Here is a 21,035-nt window from a genome sequence, read left to right on the forward strand (position 1 = left end):
CTTAGGGTCGGCAGAGGCATCCCTACCGGACGGAGTCCCCCCTGTGCGTTCCCTACGGTCCTTCCAGGCGCTCGTCATCCTGTCCGCCCTGGTCCTGTTCGGCACGGGCGCCCTGAACGTCGTCCTCGGCCCGACCGCCCTGCCCGGCGACACCGCCATCGGCCTGAACGCGGACAGCAACTACCGCTTCTTCGCCGGGGTGTGGCTCACTCTCGGCCCGGCCCTGCTGTGGGTGGTCCCCCGCCCCCTGGAGCGTGCCCCGGTCCTGATGTGGATCATCGCCGCGGTCTTCGTCGGAGGGCTGGCCCGGGCCCTGGCGGTCCTGCTGGAGGGCGTGCCGCATCCCTTCCTCCTGGGCCTGCTCGCCGTGGAACTGGTGATCCCGCCCGTCCTGTTCCTCTGGCACCGGGCGCTGAGCCGTGAGAGAAACCGGGTTGCGGGCGGCAGCGCGGCCGGATAGAAAGCTTGAATGCTCAGAGGAAGTAAGGTCGGGCTCCGTGCCCGGCACGAGGACGACATCCCGGTCCTCCAGGCCGACCTCTACGACGACCCGGTGACCCACTCACGGGCCCAGGGGTCGCCATGGCGGCCGACCATGCCCGGTTCGAAGTACTCCGCGGTCACCGTGGACGACGGTGCGGTGTCCATGGCCGCCTTCTCCGTGGTCGACCTGGGCACCGAGGCGCTGGTGGGCACCGCGAGTCTGTGGGGGATCGACACCCACAGCCGGTCCGCGCACCTCGGCGTAGGCATTCTCTCGTCCGCCCGCGGCAAGGGCTACGGCACGGACACGGTCGCGGTGCTGTGCCACTACGGTTTCGTCGTCCGCGGCCTGCACCGGCTCCAGATCGAGACGCTCGCCGACAACACCGCCGTGCTGGCGATGGCCGAGAACAACGGCTTCGTCCGCGAGGGCGTCATGCGCTCCTCGGCCTGGGTGCTGGGTGAGTTCCTGGACGAGGCCCTGTACGGGCTCCTCGCCGAGGAGTGGAAGCCGGCGCTCCTCCGCTCCTAGAAACACGGTTTCCCGGAGCCCCGGGCTCCGGGAAACCGGGCTCCTGAAAAGCGAACCGTGGGCTCCCGGCACCCCGGTACCGGGAGCCCACGGGCTCAGTCGGCCAGGGGCAGATAGACGCGGTTACCGCCGTCGGCGAACTCCGCGGACTTGTCCGCCATGCCCTTCTCGATCGCCTCGACGGTGTCCAGGCCGTTCTCAGCCGCGTACTTGCGCACGTCCTGGGAGATCTTCATCGAGCAGAACTTGGGCCCGCACATGGAGCAGAAGTGCGCGGTCTTGGCGGGTTCGGCGGGCAGGGTCTCGTCGTGGAAGGACTGGGCGGTCTCGGGGTCCAACGACAGGTGGAACTGGTCCTGCCAGCGGAACTCGAAGCGCGCCTTGGACAGCTCGTCGTCCCACTCCTGCGCCCGGGGATGCCCCTTGGCGATGTCGGCGGCGTGGGCGGCGAGCTTGTAGGTGATGACACCGGTCTTGACGTCGTCCCGGTTGGGCAGGCCCAGGTGCTCCTTGGGGGTGACGTAGCAGAGCATCGCGGTGCCGTACCAGCCGATCTGGGCGGCGCCGATGGCTGAGGTGATGTGGTCGTAGCCGGGGGCGACGTCCGTGGCCAGGGGGCCGAGCGTGTAGAACGGCGCCTCGCCGCACAGCTCCTCCTCCAGGCGCACGTTCTCCTTGATCTTGTCCATCGGCACGTGCCCGGGGCCCTCGATCATCACCTGCACGTCGTGCGCGCGGGCGATGTGGGTGAGCTCGCCCAGGGTGCGCAGCTCGGCGAACTGGGCCGCGTCGTTGGCGTCGGCGATGGAGCCGGGCCGCAGACCGTCACCGAGGGAGAAGGTGATGTCGTACTGGCGGAAGATCTCGCAGAGTTCCTCGTAGTGGGTGTAGAGGAAGCTCTCCTTGTGGTGGGCCAGGCACCAGGCGGCCATGATGGAGCCGCCGCGCGAGACGATGCCGGTGACGCGGCGGGCGGCCAGCGGCACGTACCTGAGCAGGACGCCCGCGTGGACGGTCATGTAGTCCACGCCCTGCTCGGCCTGCTCGATGATGGTCTCGCGGTAGATCTCCCAGCTGAGCTTGGTGGGGTCGCCGTCGACCTTCTCCAGCGCCTGGTAGATCGGGACGGTGCCGATGGGCACCGGCGAGTTGCGGATGATGCGCTCGCGGGTCTCGTGGATGCGCTTGCCGGTGGACAGGTCCATCACGGTGTCGCCGCCCCAGCGGGTGGCCCACACCATCTTCTCGACCTCCTCGGGCACCGACGAGGTGACCGCGGAGTTGCCGATGTTGGCGTTGATCTTGACCAGGAACTTCTTGCCGATGATGGTCGGCTCGGACTCGGGGTGGTTGCGGTTGACCGGGATGACCGCGCGGCCGATCGCCACCTCCTCGCGGACGAACTCGGGGTCCATGCCCTCGCGGGCGGCCACGAAGCGCATCTCGGGGGTGATGATCCCGGCCTTGGCGTAGGCCAGCTGGCTGACCGAGCCGTTCACGGGGTCCAGGGCCCACGCCTCACGGGTGCGCGGGAGTCCCTGGTGGACGTCGATGTGTGCGGATTCGTCGGTGTACGGGCCGGAGGTGTCGTACAGATCGAAATGGCTGCCGTTGCTGAGTTCCACCCGGCGCTGCGGGACGCGGAGCGTGAGACCTTCGGGGGTGTCGATCTCCTGGTAGACCTTGTGCGATCCCATGATGGGACCGGTGGTCACCTGGTGCTCATCGGTGGTGGAAACGTCACGACTGTCGATAGCCGTCATGGCATGCCTCCCTACGTCGGAATTACCCGAACAGGTTCTGCGGTCGGCGACACCCTTGAGTCGCCCTCTCAGCCCGCCATGGCGCGAGCTCCCGCGTTGCGTATTCATATGTGCGCACGTCAAACGTGCTCGGAACACCTCGATCACGGTGCCCCGGGCCCAGGGGAAGCACTCCCCTGTGGCCTCGCACACCATACACAGGCCGTCCCCCGGCCTGTCCACCCGCCTCAGGGTCAGAAAAGTGTCTCCGGATGGGAAGGGCCCGCGTTCTCGACGGGTTCCAGCAGGTCAGGGCGGTTGTTCTTGATGCTGTTGACGTCGGTGGAGACCTCGTCGACCTCGAACCGGGCCACCGGAGTCTCGTCCAACAGGTGGGACAGGTCGTCCGGGCCGGAGGCCGGGTCGAGCCAGGCGGCCCAGCCGTCGGCGGGCACCACCACGGGCATGCGTTCGTGGATGTGCGCGAGCTGGGGCGCGGCCTCGGTGGTGATCACCGCGCAGGACCACACCCAGGCCGCAGGATCGTTCTCGTCGTCGACCTCGGGGTCGCGCCAGCGCTCGAAGATCCCGGCCAGGGCGAGCGGTTCGCTCTCCTGGTAGTGGATGGAGAACGGCTTCTTGAGCGCCTTGGCCTTGCGCTTCTTGTGCTGGGGGTCGGTGGCGGGCGAGGTGCTGGCCTCGGCGGTGCCGTCCTTGTTGAGCAGCTGCCACTCGTAGTAGGCGTCGGCCGGGAGCAGGCAGCGGCGGCGCCGGTAGGCGGTGCGGAAGGCGGGCTTGTCCGCGACGGTCTCGCTGCGGGCGTTGATCATCCGGTAGCCGATGTTGCGGTCCTTGGCCCAGGAGGGCACGAGCCCCCAGCGCATGGTGTGCAGGGAGCGCGGCCCCGGCGGGCCGGTGTCCTCGCCCCGCGGCGGCGGCCCGAGGACCGCGTAGACGGGTCGGCCCGGCGAGATGTTGTAGTCCGGGTCGAGCTCCTCCAACGGCGGCCAGGCCCGCGGGTCGCCCTCCTGGCCCAGCGCCTCCTCGGGGAGGTCGAAGGCCAGCTGGAGCTGGTGCACGTTCCTGGACTGGGCATAACGTCCGCACATGGGTTCGATGGTACTGCTTCAGTCACTCTCCGCGCGGACCATGTGGACAACGAGCGCCCCGAGCAGCCCGGCCAGGAGAGCCACCGCGCCCGCGACGGCCAACAGTTCCCGGGGATGGTCGGCGGCGAACCACCCGGCGATCAGGAAACCAGCGACGAAACCGCTGTTGACCACCGAACCCATGAGCGCGTGCGCCCGACCCAGGAGTGCTTCGGGCGTGCGGTGGTGGACCACTGACCTGAGCAGGATGTTGTGCACCGCGTTGCCCGCACCCGCCAGGACCACGCACAGCGCCGCCACCCACAGCACGGGGAACCAGGCCCACAGCGCCAGCGCCGACCCGATCAGGGCCGCCGCCAGCGCCACGCCCCGGCCCGACGGGGCCGGCCGCAGCAGGGACACGGCCAGCGCGCCCAGCAGCAGGCCCGCACCCCAGCCCGCGGTCAGCGCGCCGAAGACCTCGGCGCCGTGCCCCATGACCTCGCGGACCACGAACACCATGGCGACGTTGGTGGTGGAGGTGGCCACCACCGCCAAGGCCAGCACCGGCAGCAGTACCCGGAACAGCCGGGTCCGGAGCAGGTGGCGGGCGCCGTCCGCCGCACCGGACCACAGGGTGCCCGGGGTGCTGACCGCCGGGCGGCGCACCCCCAGCAGCAGGAAGGCGGTCGCGGCCACGAAGAAGCTCGCCGAGTCCAGGAGCAGGGCCGGGGTGACCCCGAAGAGTCCGACCAGCACCCCGCCCACCAGCGGACCCAGCACGGTGGCCGAGGCCCGTACGCCCTCGAACAGGGAGTTGGCGTGCACCGGGGAGAGTTCACCTGCGGCGCTCGGCAGCAGGGTGAGGATCGCGGGATTGACGAAGGCCGCCATGGAGCTGACCGCGAGCACGCACAGGACCAGCACGCCGGGATGCTGGAACCAGACCGCGGGCAGGATGGCCAGCCCCTGTCCCACGCAGGCCAGGATCAGGACCCGGCCGGTGTCGAAGCGGTCCAGCACCACCCCGGCCAGCGGCGCCAGCAGGATGAGCGGGCCGATCTGGGCAACCAGCAGAGCGGTCACCCACAGGGAGTTCCCGGTCTCGGCCAGCCGGAAGATCGCCGCGACCAGTACCACCTCGTCACCCATCGAGGACAGCAGGATGGCGGTGAGCAGCACGGCCGCGCGGATCCGGCGGGCGGCCCGGCTCCGCGCAACGGCGGTGGACTGGCTGGGCATGTCGGCTCCGAACGAGTGGACTCGGAACGATCATGCCAAGCGGACCCGCCGCCCGTCACCGGGTTTTCGCGCGCTACGGCCTGCGTGCCTCGGGCTCCGGCACCGGGACCTTCTCCGGCGCCTTCTCCACTTCCGACTCCGTCTCCGCCGGGGTCTCCTCGTCCTGTGCCGTGCGGGCCCGCCAGGCGGTGACCAGTCCGGCCAGGATCGCGAGCATCCCGACCGGGCCCAGGGTCCAGGGTGCCCACCGGTCCAGCCCCCGGAGCAGCAGCGACCGCGCCCGGGCTTGTTCCGCGTAGCCGGAGACCTGCCCGTCGGCCAGGGTGAGCTCGGCGTCGAGCAGGGCCACCTCACCGGAACCGTTCTGCGGGCGCAGGGTCTCGGAGCGGCTCTCCGCCATGTTCACCACCATGCCGGTGACCGGCTCGACCCAGAAGGTCCGCTCCGCCGTCAGCCAGCGGTTCGCCCGGACCGTGCCCTCGGCGCCCGGATCGAACAGGGCGGCGGGCACGTCCCGCGCGGACTCGGGGACCTGGGTCCGGTCCACGGTCTGGGTGTAGCGGCGCACCGGAACCCCGGCGACCTCGTCGTTCTCGTCGAACTCGACCGAGGGGGCCGAGCGCACCTCGGCGTCGTAGAAGGAGTGACCGCCCTCGGGCACGCCCGGCGGCCAGTACAGCACCAGCCCGGCCTGGCGAACCGCGCGGTCGCCGTTGACGTGCTCACCGCAGCAGTTGACCGCCCGACCGGTCTCCCGGTCGACGATGACGCGACGGCTCCAGTGGTCGATGACCTGGTCCGACGCGGAGGTGTTCACCGTCATCTCCCAGGCCGACCAGTCACTGCCGTGCGCGGAGGCCTCCACCCGGGTGACCTGTTCGAGCTCGGCGGTCTCCACCCGCGTCCAGGTGGCGGTGTCCAGGTAGGCGGCATCCTGATCGATCATCCGCAGGTCGAAGGAGGCCGCCGCCGGGAGCGGGGCGACCCGGTCGTGGACGTAGAGCGGCAGCAGCAGGGCCAGGGTCAGCAGGAACGCGCCCGCCGCCACCAGGAAGGTGCCCTTGGGCAGACCGCGCCCCGGCTCCGGGCCCAGGGGCTGGAGCCGGGTTTGGGGTGCCGCGCCCACCTGCGAGAACGTATTCACCTGCGGGCCTCCTCGACGTCGGGCTCAGGGTCGGGCTCGGTGTCGCGCTCGTGACCGGGATCGAACTCCGGAACGGTCCCCGGATCGAACTCCGGTCCGGGCACACGCTCGGCCTCGGCACCGGTTTCGGGCTCCGCCGTCGGCTCCGACCCGGCCGGGGGCCCGGCGGCGACCCGGGCGGGCACGGCGGCGGGTTCGGACACGGGCGGTTCGACTCCGGCCCCGTGCTGGCCCAGGGCCAGGACCAGGCGCGCCATCGCGGGCAGGCACAGCGCCTGCGGCACCCAGCCGCGCAGGGCGGTTCCGAGTGTCTCCGTGATGTCGTGGAAGGGCATGTTCACCACCAGGTACGTGCCCGAGGCCATGGCCAGTCCGGCCAGGGCCAAGGACACGGTGACCACCCACGGACCGGCCAGGTGGGGCAGCGTCCGACCGCCCATGGAGGGTCTCCCGGGTTTGGCGTGGCGCAACCGTTGGGGGACCCTGCGGGCCAGCCACCACAGGGATACCAGGAGCACGCCGACCACGGCCGCACCGGCCCAGCCCGCGATCCACACCCCGTAGGCCAGGCCCAGCGGCAGTACCGCCCAGCGCGGCAGCCAACCGGGGCCCGCCTCGGGCAGGGCGCGCGAGCGGCGCGGGGGTTCGGCCATCAGGCGCCTTCCGCCCGGCAGCCAGCGGCGCGGCCACAGTGCGAGCACCACGAGCAGTGCGGCGAGCGCACCGCCCGCGGCCAGCACGCGGTGGTAGACGGCGTCGGGCGTGTAGGTGAGCGTGACCGTCCCGGCGCTGCCCTCGGGCAGGACCCAGGCCTGCTTCCAGCCTTCGAGCCGCACCGGTTCCAGCGGCCCGTCGCCGCCGTCCAGCCGGGCTTCCCAGCCCTCGTTGAAGTTCTCGTTCACCACCAGGAGGCTGTCCTCGTCGACGTCCACGTCGAAGCTGCGCTCGCTCGGGCCCCAGGCATGCAGGGTGTCGACCTCGGCCATCTGGACGGCGGGGGCGTCGGTGACGCTCTGATCGGCCGACTCCACCAGCGCCGACCGCACCTGGTAGCGGTTGCCCGGGTCGACGACGACCCGGTTCTCGCCCTCGTTCAGGTCCAGGTCGGTGCAGGTCTCGTAGCGCAGCGGGTTGCCGGTGAGCTGGTCGGCCAGGGTGCCGTCGCTGATCCGGGTCTCCACCCGCTGGCCGTTGACTCGCAGGGTGGGGCCCAGGCCGCAGGTGGTGGAGGCGTCGCCCTCGGGCAGCGGTTCCACCGGGGGCACCCCGGGGAGTTCGACGGTGCCGATCTCCAGGGCCTGGCCCTCCGGGCGCTCGAAGGTCACCCGCAGGGACGCGGCGGTCAGCTCCGCGAAGTCGACCCGGCCGCTGCCGTCCAGCCAGCCCTCACGGACCGTTCCGCCGCCCTCGACCGTCACCTTGATCGGCCGCATCACGCTGTCGGCCCGTGGGAAGTCGACCTTCAGGTGGTCCACGGCGGTCGCCGCGCCCAGCTCGATGTCGAGCCAGGGGCTCTTCTCCTCGGGGTCCGGATACCAGACCGTGCCCTCCTCGTCGTCGAGCGCGCCCCGGCCCATGGCAGCGGGGTGCTGGACGGCGGTGGAGGAACCGGTCACGTGCGGGAACCCGCTGGCCCGGTTGGCGGCGTTCTCCGCCTCGCGGGGGTCGGTGAGGACGACCTCCCCGGAGATCTGATGGGTTTCGGCGGCCGCACCCGGCGAGAGTTCGAAGGTGCGGTCGAGCTTGCTCGCGTCCTCGCCGCTCACCTCCAGCCGGGGGTTGCACACCCACACGTGCGAACCCTCCATGCAGCCGGGTGCGGTGCCGGTCGACCCGGTGAAGAGCAGGGTGCCGGTCTCGGCCGGGCCGGGCACGTGCAGGGTCCGCGCGGCCTCCAGCCCGGGCAGGGAGATCCACGCGATACCCACCCGGGTGCCGAAGCGGTACTCCGGTTCCCAGGCCAACTCGTCGATCCGCACCCGCAGCGTGGAGGTCTGCCCGGGCGGGGCCGCGAGCTCCTGGGGGTCGTCGGTGGCGGCCACGGCAGCCTCGGACTGGCCGTTGTCGGTGATGAGGGTGACCCTCGAGGGCGGCGGCTCGCCGGGCAACTGCTCGAAGGCCACGCTCAGCCCGCTCAGGTCCCGGGGTTCGGTGAACTCGACCTCGATCCACTGGCCGAGGGCGCCCGCGAAGGCGCTGGACCGCCAGGCGGTGCCGAGGTCGGTGTCCAGGGCCGCGTAGGGGGCGTGCCCCGGGTCGCGGTCGCTGGCCCGGGCCTCCACCCCGGCCTCGGAGGTGGACGCGGTGATCCCGGCGATGCCCAGGTGCTCGGCGTGGGCGACGTACTCCTCCCACGCGGGGTCCATGATGTCGGGCGCGGGGACGTCGCGTTCGAGTTCCTGGTCCTCGGTCATGGTGGCCGAGACGTTACGGCGTACGTCGGAGTAGACGACCTCGCGGCGGCGGGCGGTGTCGGTGACGATCGTGTTCTCCGCCGCGATCTCCGACGCTCCGGGGTCGTCGCCGAGCAGGATCGGGCGGTCGTCGTTGACCAGGCCCTGTTCGGCCAGGTGCAGGACGGACTCGGGGCCGCCGGTGACCCGCAGCGCGCCTGCGGAGGGCACGGTGCCCACCGCGGGCGCGGCGTCCTCGACCTCGTAGACGGTCAGGGACGGGTAGGGCTGGTCGAACCACTGGGAGGCGGACGAGTGGTCCAGGGAGCCGATCACCGGGCCGAACTCGGCGGCCTCGGTGATGCCCGGGGAGTTGCCCAGCGACTGGTGGACGCGGGCGGGCCAGGCGCCGTTGTTGCCCACCCGCTGGAGGTCGTTGCGCACGATCAGGTGGGTGACGCCCAGGCGCGCGAGGGTGTCCGCGAGCCCTTCGGAGCCGCGCCCGGAGGAGACCCGCTGATCGATTTCGTGGGTGATCCGGGAGATGCCGGAGGAGCCCCACGGGATGATCTGGTGGTTGGTCCAGGCTCCGGAGAGCAGGGGCTGCATGGGTTCGTCGAGCGGTCGGCCCCACTCGTACTCGCCGCGGGCCGAGCCGGGCAGCGCCATGGTCATGCCGCGCTCGTCGCCGCGGTCCTCCAGCCAGTCCACGGCCTCGTACCAGTAGTCCGGGATCTCCTCGAAACCGCCGCGCGGGGCGATGCCGACGGTGGCGATGGGGGTGAGCGTGATGAGGAAGACGGCGGCGCCGGCCCCGGCCACGGTCCTTCTGACCCTGGCCAGCGTCTCCGGGCCACTGCCCCTGCGGTCGGCCCAGTCGCGGGCGACCACGACCGGCAGGTGCGCCAGGCCGAGCACGATCGGCAGGCGGATGAGGGCGTCGAACTTGTGGACGTTGCGGAAGGGCGCGAGGGCGCCGTCGAACAGCTCGCGCATGAACGGCGCGAACGGGCCGGTCAGTGCGCCGGTGAAGCCCGCGACGACGATCGCGGTGCCCACCAGGAGCGTGCTGATGAGGAAGAGGCGTTCGGGGGTGCGCCGGTTGATCAGCCCGGCCAGGCCCAGCCCGGCGACCAGCGCGGTGACCGCGACCAGCCACGGGGTCAGGGAGAGTTCGGCGCCCGAGGGCAGCGCGGTGTTGCCCATGTCGGGCAGGAAGCCCATCCAGTTGGAGGTGCCGCGCAGGGAGTTGAACAGGGAGGTGATCCCCGTGGTGACGGCGGCGTCCTCGGTGTAGGGCATGAACGAGTACACGTACCGCGACATGATCAGCAGCGGGACGATGTACCAGAACGAGGCGAGCACGAGCGCGCCCGACCACCACAGGATCAGCCGCCACTTGCGCGGCCCGTTGGCCCGGGTGAGCAGGTAGAGGCCGGGGACGACCAGGACCGCCAGCTCGGAGGCGGCGTTGGTACCGCCGCACATGAGGAAGGCCAGCCCGGACAGCAGGGCCATCCGCGCGGGCGGGTAGCCGTGCTTGGTGCCCAGGATGAGCGGCAGCAGGATCCACGGCATGAGCAGCATGGGCTGCAGCTCGGCCGAGTTGTACGAGAGCAGTGTGAGCACGCGCGGGGCGAGCGCGTAGGCGACACCGGCGAGGATGCGGGTGTTGACGGTGCCCAGGCCCAGGGCCTCGGCGACCTTGTACACCCCCACGAAGGCGGCGATGAGCAGCACCGCCATCCACACGCGCTGGATGAGCCACTCGGGCATGCCGAGCGTCTCGAACAGCAGGTGGAAGGGGCCGTTCGGGAAGAAGTACCCGTAGGCCTGGTTCTGGAGCTGGCCGAAGTAGGAGGCGTCCCACAGGTGGAGGGCTCGCTCCATGAACCCCAGGGGGTTGATCGTCAGGTCGATCTTGGTGTCGCTGACGATCCTGCCGGGGTCGATGCTCGCTGCCAGTGCTCCCAGGAGCAGACACACCGCGAGGACCTTGAGCCGCGCCAGCAGCTTCTCGTCCACTCCGCCGGGGGCGGTCGGTGTTCTGGAATCCTCCGGTTCGCGCCTGGCGGTGGATTCCGCCGAAGTCACATCTTCGCTTTCTTGCCTGCTGCGGGGTCGGAGGCCGGGACGGGGGTTCCCAGGGACAGTTCCGCGGCGACCAGTCGGGTCATGCGGGCACCGCTGGCCGCCCAGGTGAACTGGGCCGCCCAGGCGCGGCAGGCGCGCCGGACCTCCTCCGCCCGCCGGGGGTCGGACAGTTCCTTCAGGGCCCGGGAGACGACGTCCTCGAGGGTCTCGCCCTCGCGGACGAGCCAGCCGGTCTCGCCGTCACGGACCGAATCGCGAAGTCCGTCCACATCGTAGGCCACGGTGGGCACGCCGAGCCGGGCGGCCTCGATGACGGTCAGGCCCCAGCCCTCGAACTCGGAGGCGGTCACGTGCAGGTGGCAGCCGGCCAGGACGGAGTTCTTGTCCTCCTCGGAGAGGAAGCCGTGCAGGTCCACCCGGTCTTGGAGGCCGTCGCGGCCGACCTGGTCGGCGAGGTGCTCGCCCTCGGGGCCACGGCCGATGATGTGCACGCGCAGGCCGGGGTGGTCGTCCCCGAGCGTGCGGGCCAGGTCGACGACCCGGGAGACGCGCTTTTGCACGACGAGCCGACCGAGGCTGACCAGCGCGGGCGCGGCGTCGGGGGCCGGGGCCGAGGCTGCCAGCTCGGGTGGGGCCGCTGAAACGGACTGCGCCGAAGGCGACGTTTGAGGGTGGTGGAGGGTGACGGGTGGGCCGCCGTTGTGGATGACCTCTATCGGAGCGCGCCAGCCGAGCTTGTCGCGCATGGCGGCGCGGGAGGACTCCGAGACGGTGACGGTGGTGCACTTCCGGTAGACCCGGGAGGCCACCGCCGACTCCAGGAAGCGGCCGAACCAGGCCAGCGGCGCCGGGAAGTAGGCGTTGAACTGGAGGTCGTGGACGTGGTGGACCACGCTGACGACCCTGGTGCGGCGGCGCAGGACCAGCCGGGAGAAGAACGGAATGCCGTTCATGCAGTCGAAGGCGAGGTGGTACTCGCGCCGCCACAGGGCGAGCCAGGCCATCACGCGCGGGTAGACGGTGAACTTTCCGCCCATCCGGCGGATGACGATGCCGTCCTTGGTCTCGACGCGGGCCTGGTGGGGTTCACGGCTGGTCAGGAAGGTGACGATGGCGCCGCGTTCGGCCAGGTGGCGGCTGATCCGCCAGGCGTACTCCTCGGCTCCACCCGCGGTGGACTGCCAGGGGTCGCGCCAGTTGACCATCACGATCCGGACGCCGTCGAGGCGGGGGCCGGGGTCGGCTGGGTCGACCGGTGCGGGCCGGACCGTGACCGGTTCGGGTGCGGCGGACTCGGCGGGCTCCGCCGGTGCGGGGGCGGGAACCACGGCCGGAGCGGGGGTGATCATGGGGAGACCGGGCTCCACCCGGGTCGGGACCTTCTGGAAGACCACACGCTCTCCTTCCGCGCGGTACCGGGCGCGGGACCTGAGCGATACCACTCAGGGACTGTGAGTGGACACGCTGCGTGAGTGCCGTGGGGTAGCACTGAGCGCACGCCGAACAGGCCCGTCGACCGGACGTCACTGGGGTGGGCGGCCGCGAGGGGTGCGGCCGCGGGAAGTGGTGGGGCGGGCGCCCCACTGGTGGCGGGGCGCCCGCCTACCTCAACCGAAAACGGCCACCTAGCGGTCGCCGTAGTTGTAGAGGGTTTCGTTCACCGGTTCCGCGGTCGCGGTGGACTCGGTGGCGAGGTTGGTGGCCACCACAGTGGCACCACCCGCCAGAGCCGCGCCGATCACACAGGCGGCGATTACCTTGATCACTTGGGGATCTCCTTCCGCGCGCCCCGCGCCGTTTGTGGTGGGGGGCGCTGGAACCCGAGACTAGAACCTGATCTAGCTATAGACCAGATGATTGCCCCAACTGTAACTAACCCCCCGGTAACTTCCAACCCCGAAATGTCGTCTTTATCCGCATTGATGTGCTGGTCTGACACCTCAAGGAGGGCCAGATCGACCCCCTCGACCACCACCGAAAGCTCCTCCGCACCAGACCAGAACCGGTTATCGACCGACGCTGACACGGCCACGTAACGCACCCCGAGGCCGCCCAGAAGTTCTGCCAGGGCATCGGGGTCCGCGAGCAGCTCCGGGCCGGGCAGACCGCTCTCCGGGTCGGGGTCGAGCAGGCGGGCGGCCTCCCGCGCCCGGGCGTCCTCACCGGTCACCACGACCCGCCCGCCGTCCGCGGTGCCCACGCTCAGGTCGTCGTTCCACAGCGTGCGGCGGTCGAACAGCTTGGTCGCCGGGTCCAGCACCACCACCGGCTCCCCCGACCACTCCAGCCCGCGGTAGGCGTTCCAGGGCAGGACGAGGACCGCTCCCGGCCGGTCGTCCGCCGCCACCGCCTCGCGGGCCGCCAGCCACTCCCCGGGGTACTCCACCGGGGCCAACCGCCCGCCCGCGCCCCACAGCAGCCCCGGCAGCACCACCACGGGTGCCAGCACCAGGAACACCACGGCCACCACCCGCCACAGAGCCAGGACCCGCAGCAGCCAGAGCACCACGGCGCCCAGGCCGAGCGCCTGCACCAGGGCGAGCGGCGCCAGGTACAGCTGACCGTCGCGCAGCGGCCCGGACCCCGGCCACAGGCCGATCAGCGCGGCCAGGAACTCCCGCCCCGGGGCGGACACCCCCAGCAGAGCGATCCCGAAGCCCACCGCGGCCGACACCGAAAGCCCGATCCCCACGGCCGGACGCGACCGCCACAGCCACCAGGCCCAGCCGGTGAGGGAGAGCGCGCAGAGCAGCAACCGCGCCAGCGCCGTGACCGGCTCCCCATACCCCGGAGGCACCGCACCCGAGTTCCACACCCCGCCCAGCAACAGCAACGACCCCAGCACCCCGAAGGGCGTGTCCGACCGGGCCGCGAAGGCCTCCGCACCGGCCGGATCGGTGACCGCTCCGCTGGTCAGCGACGGCAGTAGCCACGGCAGGGAGACCAGGACCAACGCGAACACGAACAGAGCTGCGTCCCGATATCGGCGCGGTCCGGCCAGCGCCTGCGGACCAGCGGTGAGCGCGCTGAGCACCACCGAGGAGAACCCGCCGACCGCCGCCGGAACCAGCGAGCACACCAGCCCGGCCAGCCCGGTGCCCGGCCGCGCCGACGCCAGCCGGACCACCGCCCGCAGCACCCACGGCAGCCCGGCGTACCCCAGCAGGACCGCCCACTGTCCGAGCAGCAGGCGCTCGGCCACGAACGGGTTCCACACGTAGGCGACCCCGGCAGCCGCGCCCGCGGCCAGCACGGCCCCCTGCGGGGCGTCCGGCAGCCGGGCGGCCAGCAGGGGCCCGGCCAGGCGGACCAGCAACCGGAAGGCGCCCGCACCGCCCAGCGTGAACACCGCCAGCAGGGCGAGGGTCTGCACCACGTCACCGGGCAGCAGGAGGGTCAGGGCCGCCACCACGGCGTCGCTCGGGATCGCCCGGGGAAAGCCGTCCGCACCCGCCAGCACCGCGGGCAGCGAGAGTTCGGGGACGAAGAGCATGTCGTAGCGGAGCACGTAGCCCGGCCCCAGCGCCGGGCCCAGCGCGAGCACCCCCGCGACCACGCCCACCAGCCAGGGCAGCGGTCCGGCCGTCGGCCGGGACGCCGTGGCGGGCGCCCCGGGGGGCGAGGGCCGGGCGTGGTCGCGGGCGGTCATCAGCCCTCCAGGAGGACGCTGTCGGAGTACCCGCCCTCCACGTAGTCCCGGTAGGAACGGATCACGACCTCGTACGGGCCGGAGACCGTCGCCGCCCAGCGCGGGTCTTCCCCGACGGAGCCGAGCGTGCGCCAGCCCTCGCCGTCCTCGGGGCCTCGGTCGTCCCTGGGCTGGCAGGTGGTGCCCGGCGACGGCGGCGGGACGGCCGGAACCGAGGGTTCGGGGGTCGGATCGGGTTCGGGGCGCGGTGCCTCCGGCGGCGAGGAGGGGGTGGGTCTGGGTCCCTCCCCGCCCGGGTCACCACCGCCGCCGGGGGTCTCCTGGTCGTCGGTGGTCGGGTTCCCGGTGTTGTCGCCCCCGGTCAGCCCGCGGTTGTCGGCGGGCGCGCGGCGGCCGTCAGCAGGAGGGCGGCGGTCGTCGGGCCCGCACTCCAGTACCCGGACCCACACCTCGTAGTGCCCGGCCTCGGGAACGTCCTGCCAGGTCACCACGGATCCGCCGCCGTGCGTCCGGACCCAGTCGGGCGCGGGCGGCGGCTCGTCGTCCCACACCAGCTGGAGCGGTTCGGACTCGGCGCCCTCGTCCCTGCCCTTGTAGGGGCGCACGACGAACTCGTAGCGGGCCCCGCTGAAGAGCGACTCGATCGTCAGGAAGCGTTGCTCCTCGTCGCTCTCGATGTCGGCCGGGATCACCGCGGCGTCGTCCGGGGCGGGAGCCACCCTGCGCTGCACCACCCGGTAGTCGGTGGCGCCCGGCACGTTCTCCCAGCTGAGCAGGAGCCCGTCGTCGGTCTCCTCGTACTCGGGTTCGGGCGCGGTCAGCGGCCCGGCGGACAGCGAGGGCAGCGGTCTCGGGTACTCCTCCCCCACCCCCAGCGGCGCGGCCAGGGCGTCGGCGAAGGCGGCGGCGATCTTGAGTTCGCCGCGCACGTTGGGGTTGGTCGCGTCCCAGTTGTCGTGGACCGGGGCGTACTCCTTGGCGACCTGGGCGACGACCACGGGCGAGGTACCGGAGGTGAGCTGCTCGGCGAGGTCGACCAGGCCCATGTTGAAGCGCTCGATCTCGCCGTTGACCCGGGTGTCGTCGGCACTGCCCTCCACGTCGGGGAGCTCGCCGACCACGAAGCGGGCGTCCCCCAGCACCACCCGCACCGTGGAGACGGTCTCGGCGATGCCGTCGAGGGCGTGGTCGGCGCTGCCGCCGGAGAGGATGTCCTCGGTCCCGGCGAGGAGGAGCAGGTACTGGGGTTCGTGCTCGGCGGCGATCTGGGCGATGTCGGCGGACAGGTCCCGGGCGGTGGCGCCCCAGCGGGCGGCGTGGGCGGTGTCGAAGTCGGGCACGGCGTAGCTGTGGTCGCCGGAGCCCTCCTCGTCGGCGAGGGAGTGCAGGTCGTCGCGGGGGCCGACGAATGCGAACTCCACGTCCTGCTCGGACAGGTGCGACCACAGGTGGTAGCGCCAGGTGTGGTCGCCGCTGCTGCCCTGGGTGGCGGAGTCGCCCACCATCATGATGCGCAGCTCGCCGTCGGGCGGGCCGGGGACGGAGACCGGTTCGTCGGCGAGCTCGCCCTGGTCACCGCCGACCCCGCCGGAGCCGGTCTGCAGGAGCAGCAGGGTAACGGCCATGGCCGCGAGCATCACGCCGAGCAGGCCCAGGGGGCCGGGCTCGAAGCGGGAACCGGGCCGCTGTAGGCCGGGGGCACGCCAGGCCAGGCGACGCCAGGGGGCCGCGGTGAGCCAGTAGGGGGCGCGCTCGGACCACCGGCTCCGCCAGGAGGCCTGTTCGGAATCCTGATCCTGGTCCGGATCCTGGCCCTGGCTCCGCTCCGGCTTCGCTGCTTCGGCGGTGCCCTCGTCCGCACGCCCCTCCGGGGCCTTCGCGGCCCTCGGATCCTTCGGGGGTCGTTCTTCCACTCCTTCGGGGACGGCCCTGTCCTCGGGGGTGGCGTCCTCGCCCGGGTCCTGCACCATGCCCCATCTCTCGCCGCCGCGCCTCGCGGGTAGTTACAGGTTCCTGTTCGACACCGACGCGCCATTACTCCTCGTCGGGCGACCAGGGGGCAGGCGCTCGCCAGACCAGACTAGAACTGGTTATATGGAGGCCGTCAACCTTCTGACCCAGTCGGGTTCAGCGGTACCGAGCCGAAAGGCCCCCTCCCGTGATCGGACTCCTGGTCGCGCTGCTCTCCGCAGTGGTCTACACGATCGGCCTGACCGTGGAACAGCGTGCGCTGCACGGCTCCGAGTCGATCTCGATCAACCGTCCTCTTCACCTGGCCAGAGTACTGCTGGGTAACCCGCGCTGGGTGTTCGGCTGCGTCTTCGCCGCCCTGGGCAGTGTGGGTCTGATCGTCTCCCTCGGTCTGGCCCCGGTGTCGGTCGCCCAACCGGCCTTCGCCGCCGGTGTGGCAAGCACGCTGCTGTTCATCACGCTGGTGATGGGTGAGCGGATCACCAAGGGTGAGTACGTGGCGCTGGGCGTCATGCCGGTGGCCCTGGGCCTGCTCAGCCTTTCCACCGTGGACGGCGCCGAGACCGGGACCACCGCGAACACCCCGCTGCTGGTGATCGTCAGCGTGGTGACGGTCGTGGCCTGCGTGGCCGCGATGGGTTTCGTGGGCGGCCGGGGCAAGTACGTCTCCGCCGCCGCGATGGGCGCCGCCGCCGGGCTCGCCCAGGGCAGCGCGGGGCTCCAGGGCAAGGGGCTGGGCGGCCTGCTCGCCGACAACGGCTTCCTCGCCGCGATCGTGCCCGCCCTGCTCTCGCCCTACCCCTACCTGTACGCGCTGGGCTGGGCGGTGGGCATCGTGCTCTTCCAGACCTCGATGCAACGCTCCCGGGCCTCCATCACCGCACCGGTGTCCAACGTGGTCGGCAACGTGTTCGTGGTGGTGGTCGGCACTTTGCTCTTCGGCGAACAGCTGCCCGAGGACCCGCTCCTGCTGGCGCTGCGTGTGGGCGGCTTCGCGCTGACCCTGGTCGTGGTGGTCCTGGTGCGCGGCAACGTGGCCCAGGCCGAGGCCGACACCACCCGGCTGCGCGAGGAACGCGCTCCCGCCGGGGCCGAGTAGCCCGGGCCGCCCGGAATCAGCAGGGGCCCGCATCCTGAACTGCTCCCAGTTCTCGGACGCGGGCCCCTCGTTGTGCCTGTGCTGGACTGCCCGGGCTGGCGCACCCGGGCAGCCGGAACCGGGCGCCGGTCAGCCAGCTCGAACCAGTCGGCGCGGCTCTAGGCGGCGACGGAGACGGCCTGGCGCAGGCCGGGCGCGGCGATGTCCGCCCAGGCGCGCACGACACTCTCGGGCTGGTGGGTCTCGTCCTCGGCCAGGATCAGGCCGGGCTCGGCCACCCAGGCGCCCAGGTCGGCCAGGAGGACGCGCAGGTCCTCCTCGATTCCGTGGCTGTTACGCAGATCCTCGACGACCGCCAGCGGGACCGCGACGGTGTGGCCCAGGCCCAGCTCGGGCAGCCGGTCCAGGAAGACCTTGAGCAGTCCGGTGTAGGTGCCGTGCACCTGCGGGGAGGCCACCAGGAGCACGTCACTCCGGCGGACCCGCTCCAGGGCGTCGCTCACGGAGGCGGCGGACTCGGCGAGCAGGTCCGGGCCGAGCTCGGCCAGGTCGATGACCTCGGGGGTCGAGGTGACCCCGGCGCGGGCGGCGACCTCGGCGGCGGCGCGCAGGGCGGCGGTGTGCACGGAGGACTGGGACTTGGGGGCGGCGACGAGCACGGTGAAGCGAGTCATAGCGGAGAACTCCTGGGTTCGGTCAGAGCGAGCCGGGATCGACCGGAAGGGAACGCGGGGGGCGGTGATCGGATTCGTTGACACCGGAGGAGGACCGTCGTTCCTCATGAACCGGGACTGAGCGGGACTTCGTCGTCCGGGGCTCGTGTGCGTCGGCTCAGGCGGGGTGCTCACACGGACCGGGAAGTGGTCCGGGACCCAAGTGGGAAAGATGAGCGTCCGGTGTCTGCGTAAAAGCCAGGGGCACGGGTCAGAACCGTGGCGCGGGGCTCGTGGGCCCCGCAAGGCGCTAGCTACAACAGAGCGCGCTCGCCTGCTGTCTCAGATCGACATGCAGGCGCTGGACAAGCAGCTCACCGGCGGACATGTCTCCATCATGATGCGGCCCGGCCGCTATCGTCAATGCGTGCCGCCACCCCTCCTTGGGGGGTGTCGGGCTCCGCGGGTGCCGGTCCACCTCGCGGACAAGCGTCCCAGGGAGCGGGATCACCCTGTCTCCCCTGGGAATACGTGGCCTGACGGGGGTGCGCACGACCCCCGCCGAACCCCCCGGCCGCGCGAATGTAATTTACGACACACAACGCCCGACACCCCCGCCCGACGGCGGTACCTCCAGACACAGGGAGACCCCCAGACATGGCCCACACACCCCTCACCCTGACCGGCGCGCGCGTCGTGACGGCCGACGGAACCCACGAAGGCTGGGTCCGGGTCGAGCACGGCAGGGTGGCCGAGCTCGGCACCGGCGAACCCGGCGGCCCCGGCGCGGGCGACCGGCACGACGTCGGCGGACGACTGGTCGTACCGGGGCTGGTCGACACCCATATCCACGGCGGGGCGGGGCACGCCTTCCCCGAGGCCGACCCGGAGGGCGTGCGCGAGATCGTCGCCTTCAACCGCCGGGCCGGGGTGACCTCCCTGGTCGGCGGGTTGGTCGCGGCCACCCCCGAGAGCACGCTGCGGCAGGTCTCGGCGCTGGCCGAGCTGTGCGACTCGGGCGAGCTGGCCGGGATCTACCTGGAGGGCCCCTTCATCGCGCGCTCCAAGTGCGGGGCGCACGACCCGGACCTGCTGCGCGACCCGGACACCTCCGAGTTCGACGCCTGGCTCAAGGCGGGGCGCGGGCACGTCCGGATGATCACGGTGGCCCCGGAACTGCCCGGAGCCCTGGACCTGATCGGCGCGGCACGCTCCTGCGGGGTGGTCGCGGCGGTCGGGCACACGGAGGCCAGTTACGAGCAGACCCTCGCCGCGATCGAGGCGGGGGCGACCGTGGCCACACATATCTACAACGCGATGCGGCCGCTGAACCACCGCGACCCGGGGCCGATCGCGGCGGTACTCGGCGACGAGCGGGTGACGGTGGAGCTGATCCTGGACAACGTGCACGTCCACCCGGGGGCCGCGCGCCTGGTCTTCGACGCAGCCGGGCCCGGACGGGTGTCGCTGGTGACCGACGCGATGTCGGCGACCGGTCTGGGCGACGGCGAGTACACCCTGGGCGATCTCCGGGTCCGGGTCCGAGGCGGCGAGGCACGCCTCGTGGAGAACGGGGCGATCGCCTCCAGCACGATCGTGCTCCCCCAGGCCGTGCGCAACGCGGTCGCCGTGGGCGTGCCGGTGGACCGGGCCGTGCACTCGGCCTCCTCCGTCCCGGCGGCGGCGCTCGGGCTCTCCGGCACGGGACGGATCGAGGTCGGGGGCCACGCCGACCTCGTCGTTCTGGAGGAGGACCTCTCGGTCTCCGAGGTGATGTACCGAGGCGACTGGATTTCGGACAGTTCGGCGCCCTAACGGCGTGTCGTGAGCACGGTACGGATTAGTAACTTGACCCTGAGCGACAATTACGGACAGGGCGTCGAGGAAAGCACCGTGCCTGACACGAAAGGATCCGCCATGGCTCAGTCGAGACAGGCCAACGACCAGCAGCCGACCCGCGTGCCCTCCGAGGAGCGTGAGCACCTCGGCAAGCTCGCCAGCGAACTGTCCCGCTACGAAGTCCAGTCGGAGGTGATGGACGACCCCGCCCTGTGCCTGCGGGTGCGCAACCCGTCCTCCGCCTACGCGGTCGAGGACGTGATCTGCGAGCGGCGCGAACACGACTTCGCGTTCATCGCCTCGTTCGGTGTCCACCTGGGCAACAGCGGGAGCGTGTCACTCACCGCCCACAAGGTCGCGTGGCTGGTGGGAGCGACCAAGGAGTAGGAAGCCGGACAACGGGGGCGGCGCCGGCGGGCACCGCCCCCGTCGGGCGCCTCCCCCGGGTCTTGGTACCTTCACCAAAAGCCGCCGGACGAACAGGACCCCTCGTGCTCAACTTCCGCTACGGGCTCCACCCCGTTGACCAGACCTTCTTCGAGACCGCACCTATGCGCTGGAGAGTGGGCCTGGAACTGGCGGCCGCCCCCGACGAGGTCTGGGCGGGCCTGACCGCGCCCCGCCCGCTGTCCTGGTGCCGTGCGCTCTCCGACGTGCACTACACCTCAGAGGCCCCCTACGGCACGGACACCACCCGCGAGGCCACCGTGCTCGGCACGTACCGGATGCACGAGCAGTTCTTCCGCTGGGACGAGAGCGAACGCCGCAAGTCCTTCTACGCCGACGCGGCCACCCTCCCCGTCTTCAGCTCCTTCGCCGAGGACTACCACGTGCTCCCCTTCGACGGCGGCAGCAAGCTCGTGTGGTCCTTCGCCTTCGCCCCGTGGAAGGGCATGGACAGCGCCATGCAGCTGGGCACACCGCTCATGGAGACCCTGCTCGCCTCCCTCGTCAAGGACACCCGAAACCACTTCGGCCCCCTGACCGAGGTCCACCGGCCCTGAACCCGGCCCTTCCGCGCCGGACGCCCGGCGGTTAGGCTCGGTCACGGTCTGCCGAGGGTGGTCCGACAACACCCCTGTCCGGACCACCGTGACCGCACACCC

At 71.7% G+C, this 21,035-nt stretch carries 16 protein-coding genes; 6 read left to right on the top strand and 10 right to left on the bottom strand.

What is annotated here, in order from left to right:
- Positions 1-43 precede the first annotated feature (43 nt).
- Both NE857_RS27765 and NE857_RS27770 read left to right on the top strand, forming a co-directional pair.
- Positions 44-460, top strand: a complete 417-nt coding sequence (locus tag NE857_RS27765; protein ID WP_254418316.1) for a DUF4345 domain-containing protein — start codon at positions 44-46, stop codon at positions 458-460.
- 9 nt (positions 461-469) lie between these two features.
- Positions 470-1,015 (top strand): GNAT family N-acetyltransferase, encoded by a 546-nt coding sequence (locus tag NE857_RS27770; protein WP_254418317.1) that lies wholly within the window; start codon positions 470-472, stop codon positions 1,013-1,015.
- A 95-nt stretch (positions 1,016-1,110) separates the two neighbouring features.
- Here NE857_RS27770 and thiC read toward each other — a convergent pair whose 3' ends face one another.
- The 9 genes from thiC to NE857_RS27815 all read right to left on the bottom strand — a co-directional run bounded on the left by thiC (position 1,111) and on the right by NE857_RS27815 (position 16,337).
- Positions 1,111-2,778, bottom strand: a complete 1,668-nt coding sequence (gene thiC / locus NE857_RS27775; protein WP_017581919.1) for a phosphomethylpyrimidine synthase ThiC — start codon at positions 2,776-2,778, stop codon at positions 1,111-1,113.
- A 233-nt stretch (positions 2,779-3,011) separates the two neighbouring features.
- Positions 3,012-3,866, bottom strand: a complete 855-nt coding sequence (locus tag NE857_RS27780) for an SOS response-associated peptidase (RefSeq protein WP_254418318.1) — start codon at positions 3,864-3,866, stop codon at positions 3,012-3,014.
- A gap of 18 nt (positions 3,867-3,884) precedes the next feature.
- Positions 3,885-5,087 carry an MFS transporter gene (locus NE857_RS27785; protein WP_254418319.1) on the bottom strand — a complete coding sequence of 401 codons (1,203 nt, stop codon included), beginning with the start codon at positions 5,085-5,087 and terminating at the stop codon, positions 3,885-3,887.
- 73 nt (positions 5,088-5,160) lie between these two features.
- On the bottom strand, positions 5,161-6,231 hold the full coding sequence (pgfA, locus tag NE857_RS27790; protein ID WP_254418320.1) for a cell envelope lipid trafficking protein PgfA: 1,071 nt from the start codon (positions 6,229-6,231) through the stop codon (positions 5,161-5,163).
- On the bottom strand, positions 6,228-10,718 hold the full coding sequence (locus NE857_RS27795; protein WP_254418321.1) for an alpha-(1->3)-arabinofuranosyltransferase domain-containing protein: 4,491 nt from the start codon (positions 10,716-10,718) through the stop codon (positions 6,228-6,230). The genes pgfA and NE857_RS27795 overlap by 4 nt, the downstream gene beginning before the upstream one ends.
- Positions 10,715-12,112, bottom strand: a complete 1,398-nt coding sequence (locus tag NE857_RS27800; protein ID WP_254418322.1) for a glycosyltransferase family 4 protein — start codon at positions 12,110-12,112, stop codon at positions 10,715-10,717. The genes NE857_RS27795 and NE857_RS27800 overlap by 4 nt, the downstream gene beginning before the upstream one ends.
- Positions 12,113-12,343: 231 nt before the next feature.
- On the bottom strand, positions 12,344-12,484 hold the full coding sequence (locus NE857_RS27805) for a hypothetical protein (RefSeq protein ID WP_017542507.1): 141 nt from the start codon (positions 12,482-12,484) through the stop codon (positions 12,344-12,346).
- The gene (locus NE857_RS27810; protein ID WP_254418323.1) at positions 12,481-14,367 is read right to left on the bottom strand and encodes an MmpA family trehalose lipid delivery protein; all 1,887 of its coding nucleotides are present in this window, start codon (positions 14,365-14,367) and stop codon (positions 12,481-12,483) included. The genes NE857_RS27805 and NE857_RS27810 overlap by 4 nt, the downstream gene beginning before the upstream one ends.
- Complete coding sequence (locus tag NE857_RS27815; RefSeq protein ID WP_254418324.1) at positions 14,367-16,337, bottom strand: SGNH/GDSL hydrolase family protein; 1,971 nt, start codon at positions 16,335-16,337, stop codon at positions 14,367-14,369. The genes NE857_RS27810 and NE857_RS27815 overlap by 1 nt, the downstream gene beginning before the upstream one ends.
- A gap of 188 nt (positions 16,338-16,525) precedes the next feature.
- Here NE857_RS27815 and NE857_RS27820 point away from each other — a divergent pair, with 188 nt between their 5' ends.
- The gene (locus tag NE857_RS27820; protein ID WP_254418325.1) at positions 16,526-17,437 is read left to right on the top strand and encodes a hypothetical protein; all 912 of its coding nucleotides are present in this window, start codon (positions 16,526-16,528) and stop codon (positions 17,435-17,437) included.
- A 158-nt stretch (positions 17,438-17,595) separates the two neighbouring features.
- On the opposite strand, the gene NE857_RS27825 is transcribed toward NE857_RS27820, so the two are convergent.
- Positions 17,596-18,111: an NADPH-dependent FMN reductase gene (locus NE857_RS27825; RefSeq protein ID WP_254418326.1), complete on the bottom strand. Its 516-nt coding sequence runs from the start codon at positions 18,109-18,111 to the stop codon at positions 17,596-17,598.
- Positions 18,112-18,747: 636 nt separating this feature from the next.
- Between NE857_RS27825 and nagA the strand changes: the two genes are divergently transcribed.
- The 3 genes from nagA (at position 18,748) to NE857_RS27840 (ending at position 20,933) form a co-directional block, all read left to right on the top strand.
- Entirely contained in the window at positions 18,748-19,905 is a 1,158-nt protein-coding gene (gene nagA / locus NE857_RS27830; protein ID WP_254418327.1) for an N-acetylglucosamine-6-phosphate deacetylase, read from the top strand.
- A 102-nt stretch (positions 19,906-20,007) separates the two neighbouring features.
- Positions 20,008-20,316: a hypothetical protein gene (locus tag NE857_RS27835; RefSeq protein ID WP_254418328.1), complete on the top strand. Its 309-nt coding sequence runs from the start codon at positions 20,008-20,010 to the stop codon at positions 20,314-20,316.
- A gap of 104 nt (positions 20,317-20,420) precedes the next feature.
- Positions 20,421-20,933 (top strand): SRPBCC family protein, encoded by a 513-nt coding sequence (locus NE857_RS27840; RefSeq protein WP_254418329.1) that lies wholly within the window; start codon positions 20,421-20,423, stop codon positions 20,931-20,933.
- Positions 20,934-21,035: the final 102 nt, after the last annotated feature.

Origin of the sequence: Nocardiopsis exhalans (assembly GCF_024134545.1) — a bacterium.
GTDB lineage: Bacteria > Actinomycetota > Actinomycetes > Streptosporangiales > Streptosporangiaceae > Nocardiopsis > Nocardiopsis exhalans.

Excerpts from the sequence above, each read along its gene's own strand:
- nagA (WP_254418327.1), top strand. The coding sequence starts at position 18,748 with ATGGCCCACACACCCCTCACCCTGACCGGCGCGCGCGTCGTGACGGCC.
- NE857_RS27815 (WP_254418324.1), bottom strand. The coding sequence starts at position 16,337 with ATGGTGCAGGACCCGGGCGAGGACGCCACCCCCGAGGACAGGGCCGTC.
- NE857_RS27835 (WP_254418328.1), top strand. The coding sequence starts at position 20,008 with ATGGCTCAGTCGAGACAGGCCAACGACCAGCAGCCGACCCGCGTGCCC.
- NE857_RS27810 (WP_254418323.1), bottom strand. The coding sequence starts at position 14,367 with ATGACCGCCCGCGACCACGCCCGGCCCTCGCCCCCCGGGGCGCCCGCC.
- thiC (WP_017581919.1), bottom strand. The coding sequence starts at position 2,778 with ATGACGGCTATCGACAGTCGTGACGTTTCCACCACCGATGAGCACCAG.
- NE857_RS27780 (WP_254418318.1), bottom strand. The coding sequence starts at position 3,866 with ATGTGCGGACGTTATGCCCAGTCCAGGAACGTGCACCAGCTCCAGCTG.
- NE857_RS27785 (WP_254418319.1), bottom strand. The coding sequence starts at position 5,087 with ATGCCCAGCCAGTCCACCGCCGTTGCGCGGAGCCGGGCCGCCCGCCGG.
- NE857_RS27770 (WP_254418317.1), top strand. The coding sequence starts at position 470 with ATGCTCAGAGGAAGTAAGGTCGGGCTCCGTGCCCGGCACGAGGACGAC.
- NE857_RS27825 (WP_254418326.1), bottom strand. The coding sequence starts at position 18,111 with ATGACTCGCTTCACCGTGCTCGTCGCCGCCCCCAAGTCCCAGTCCTCC.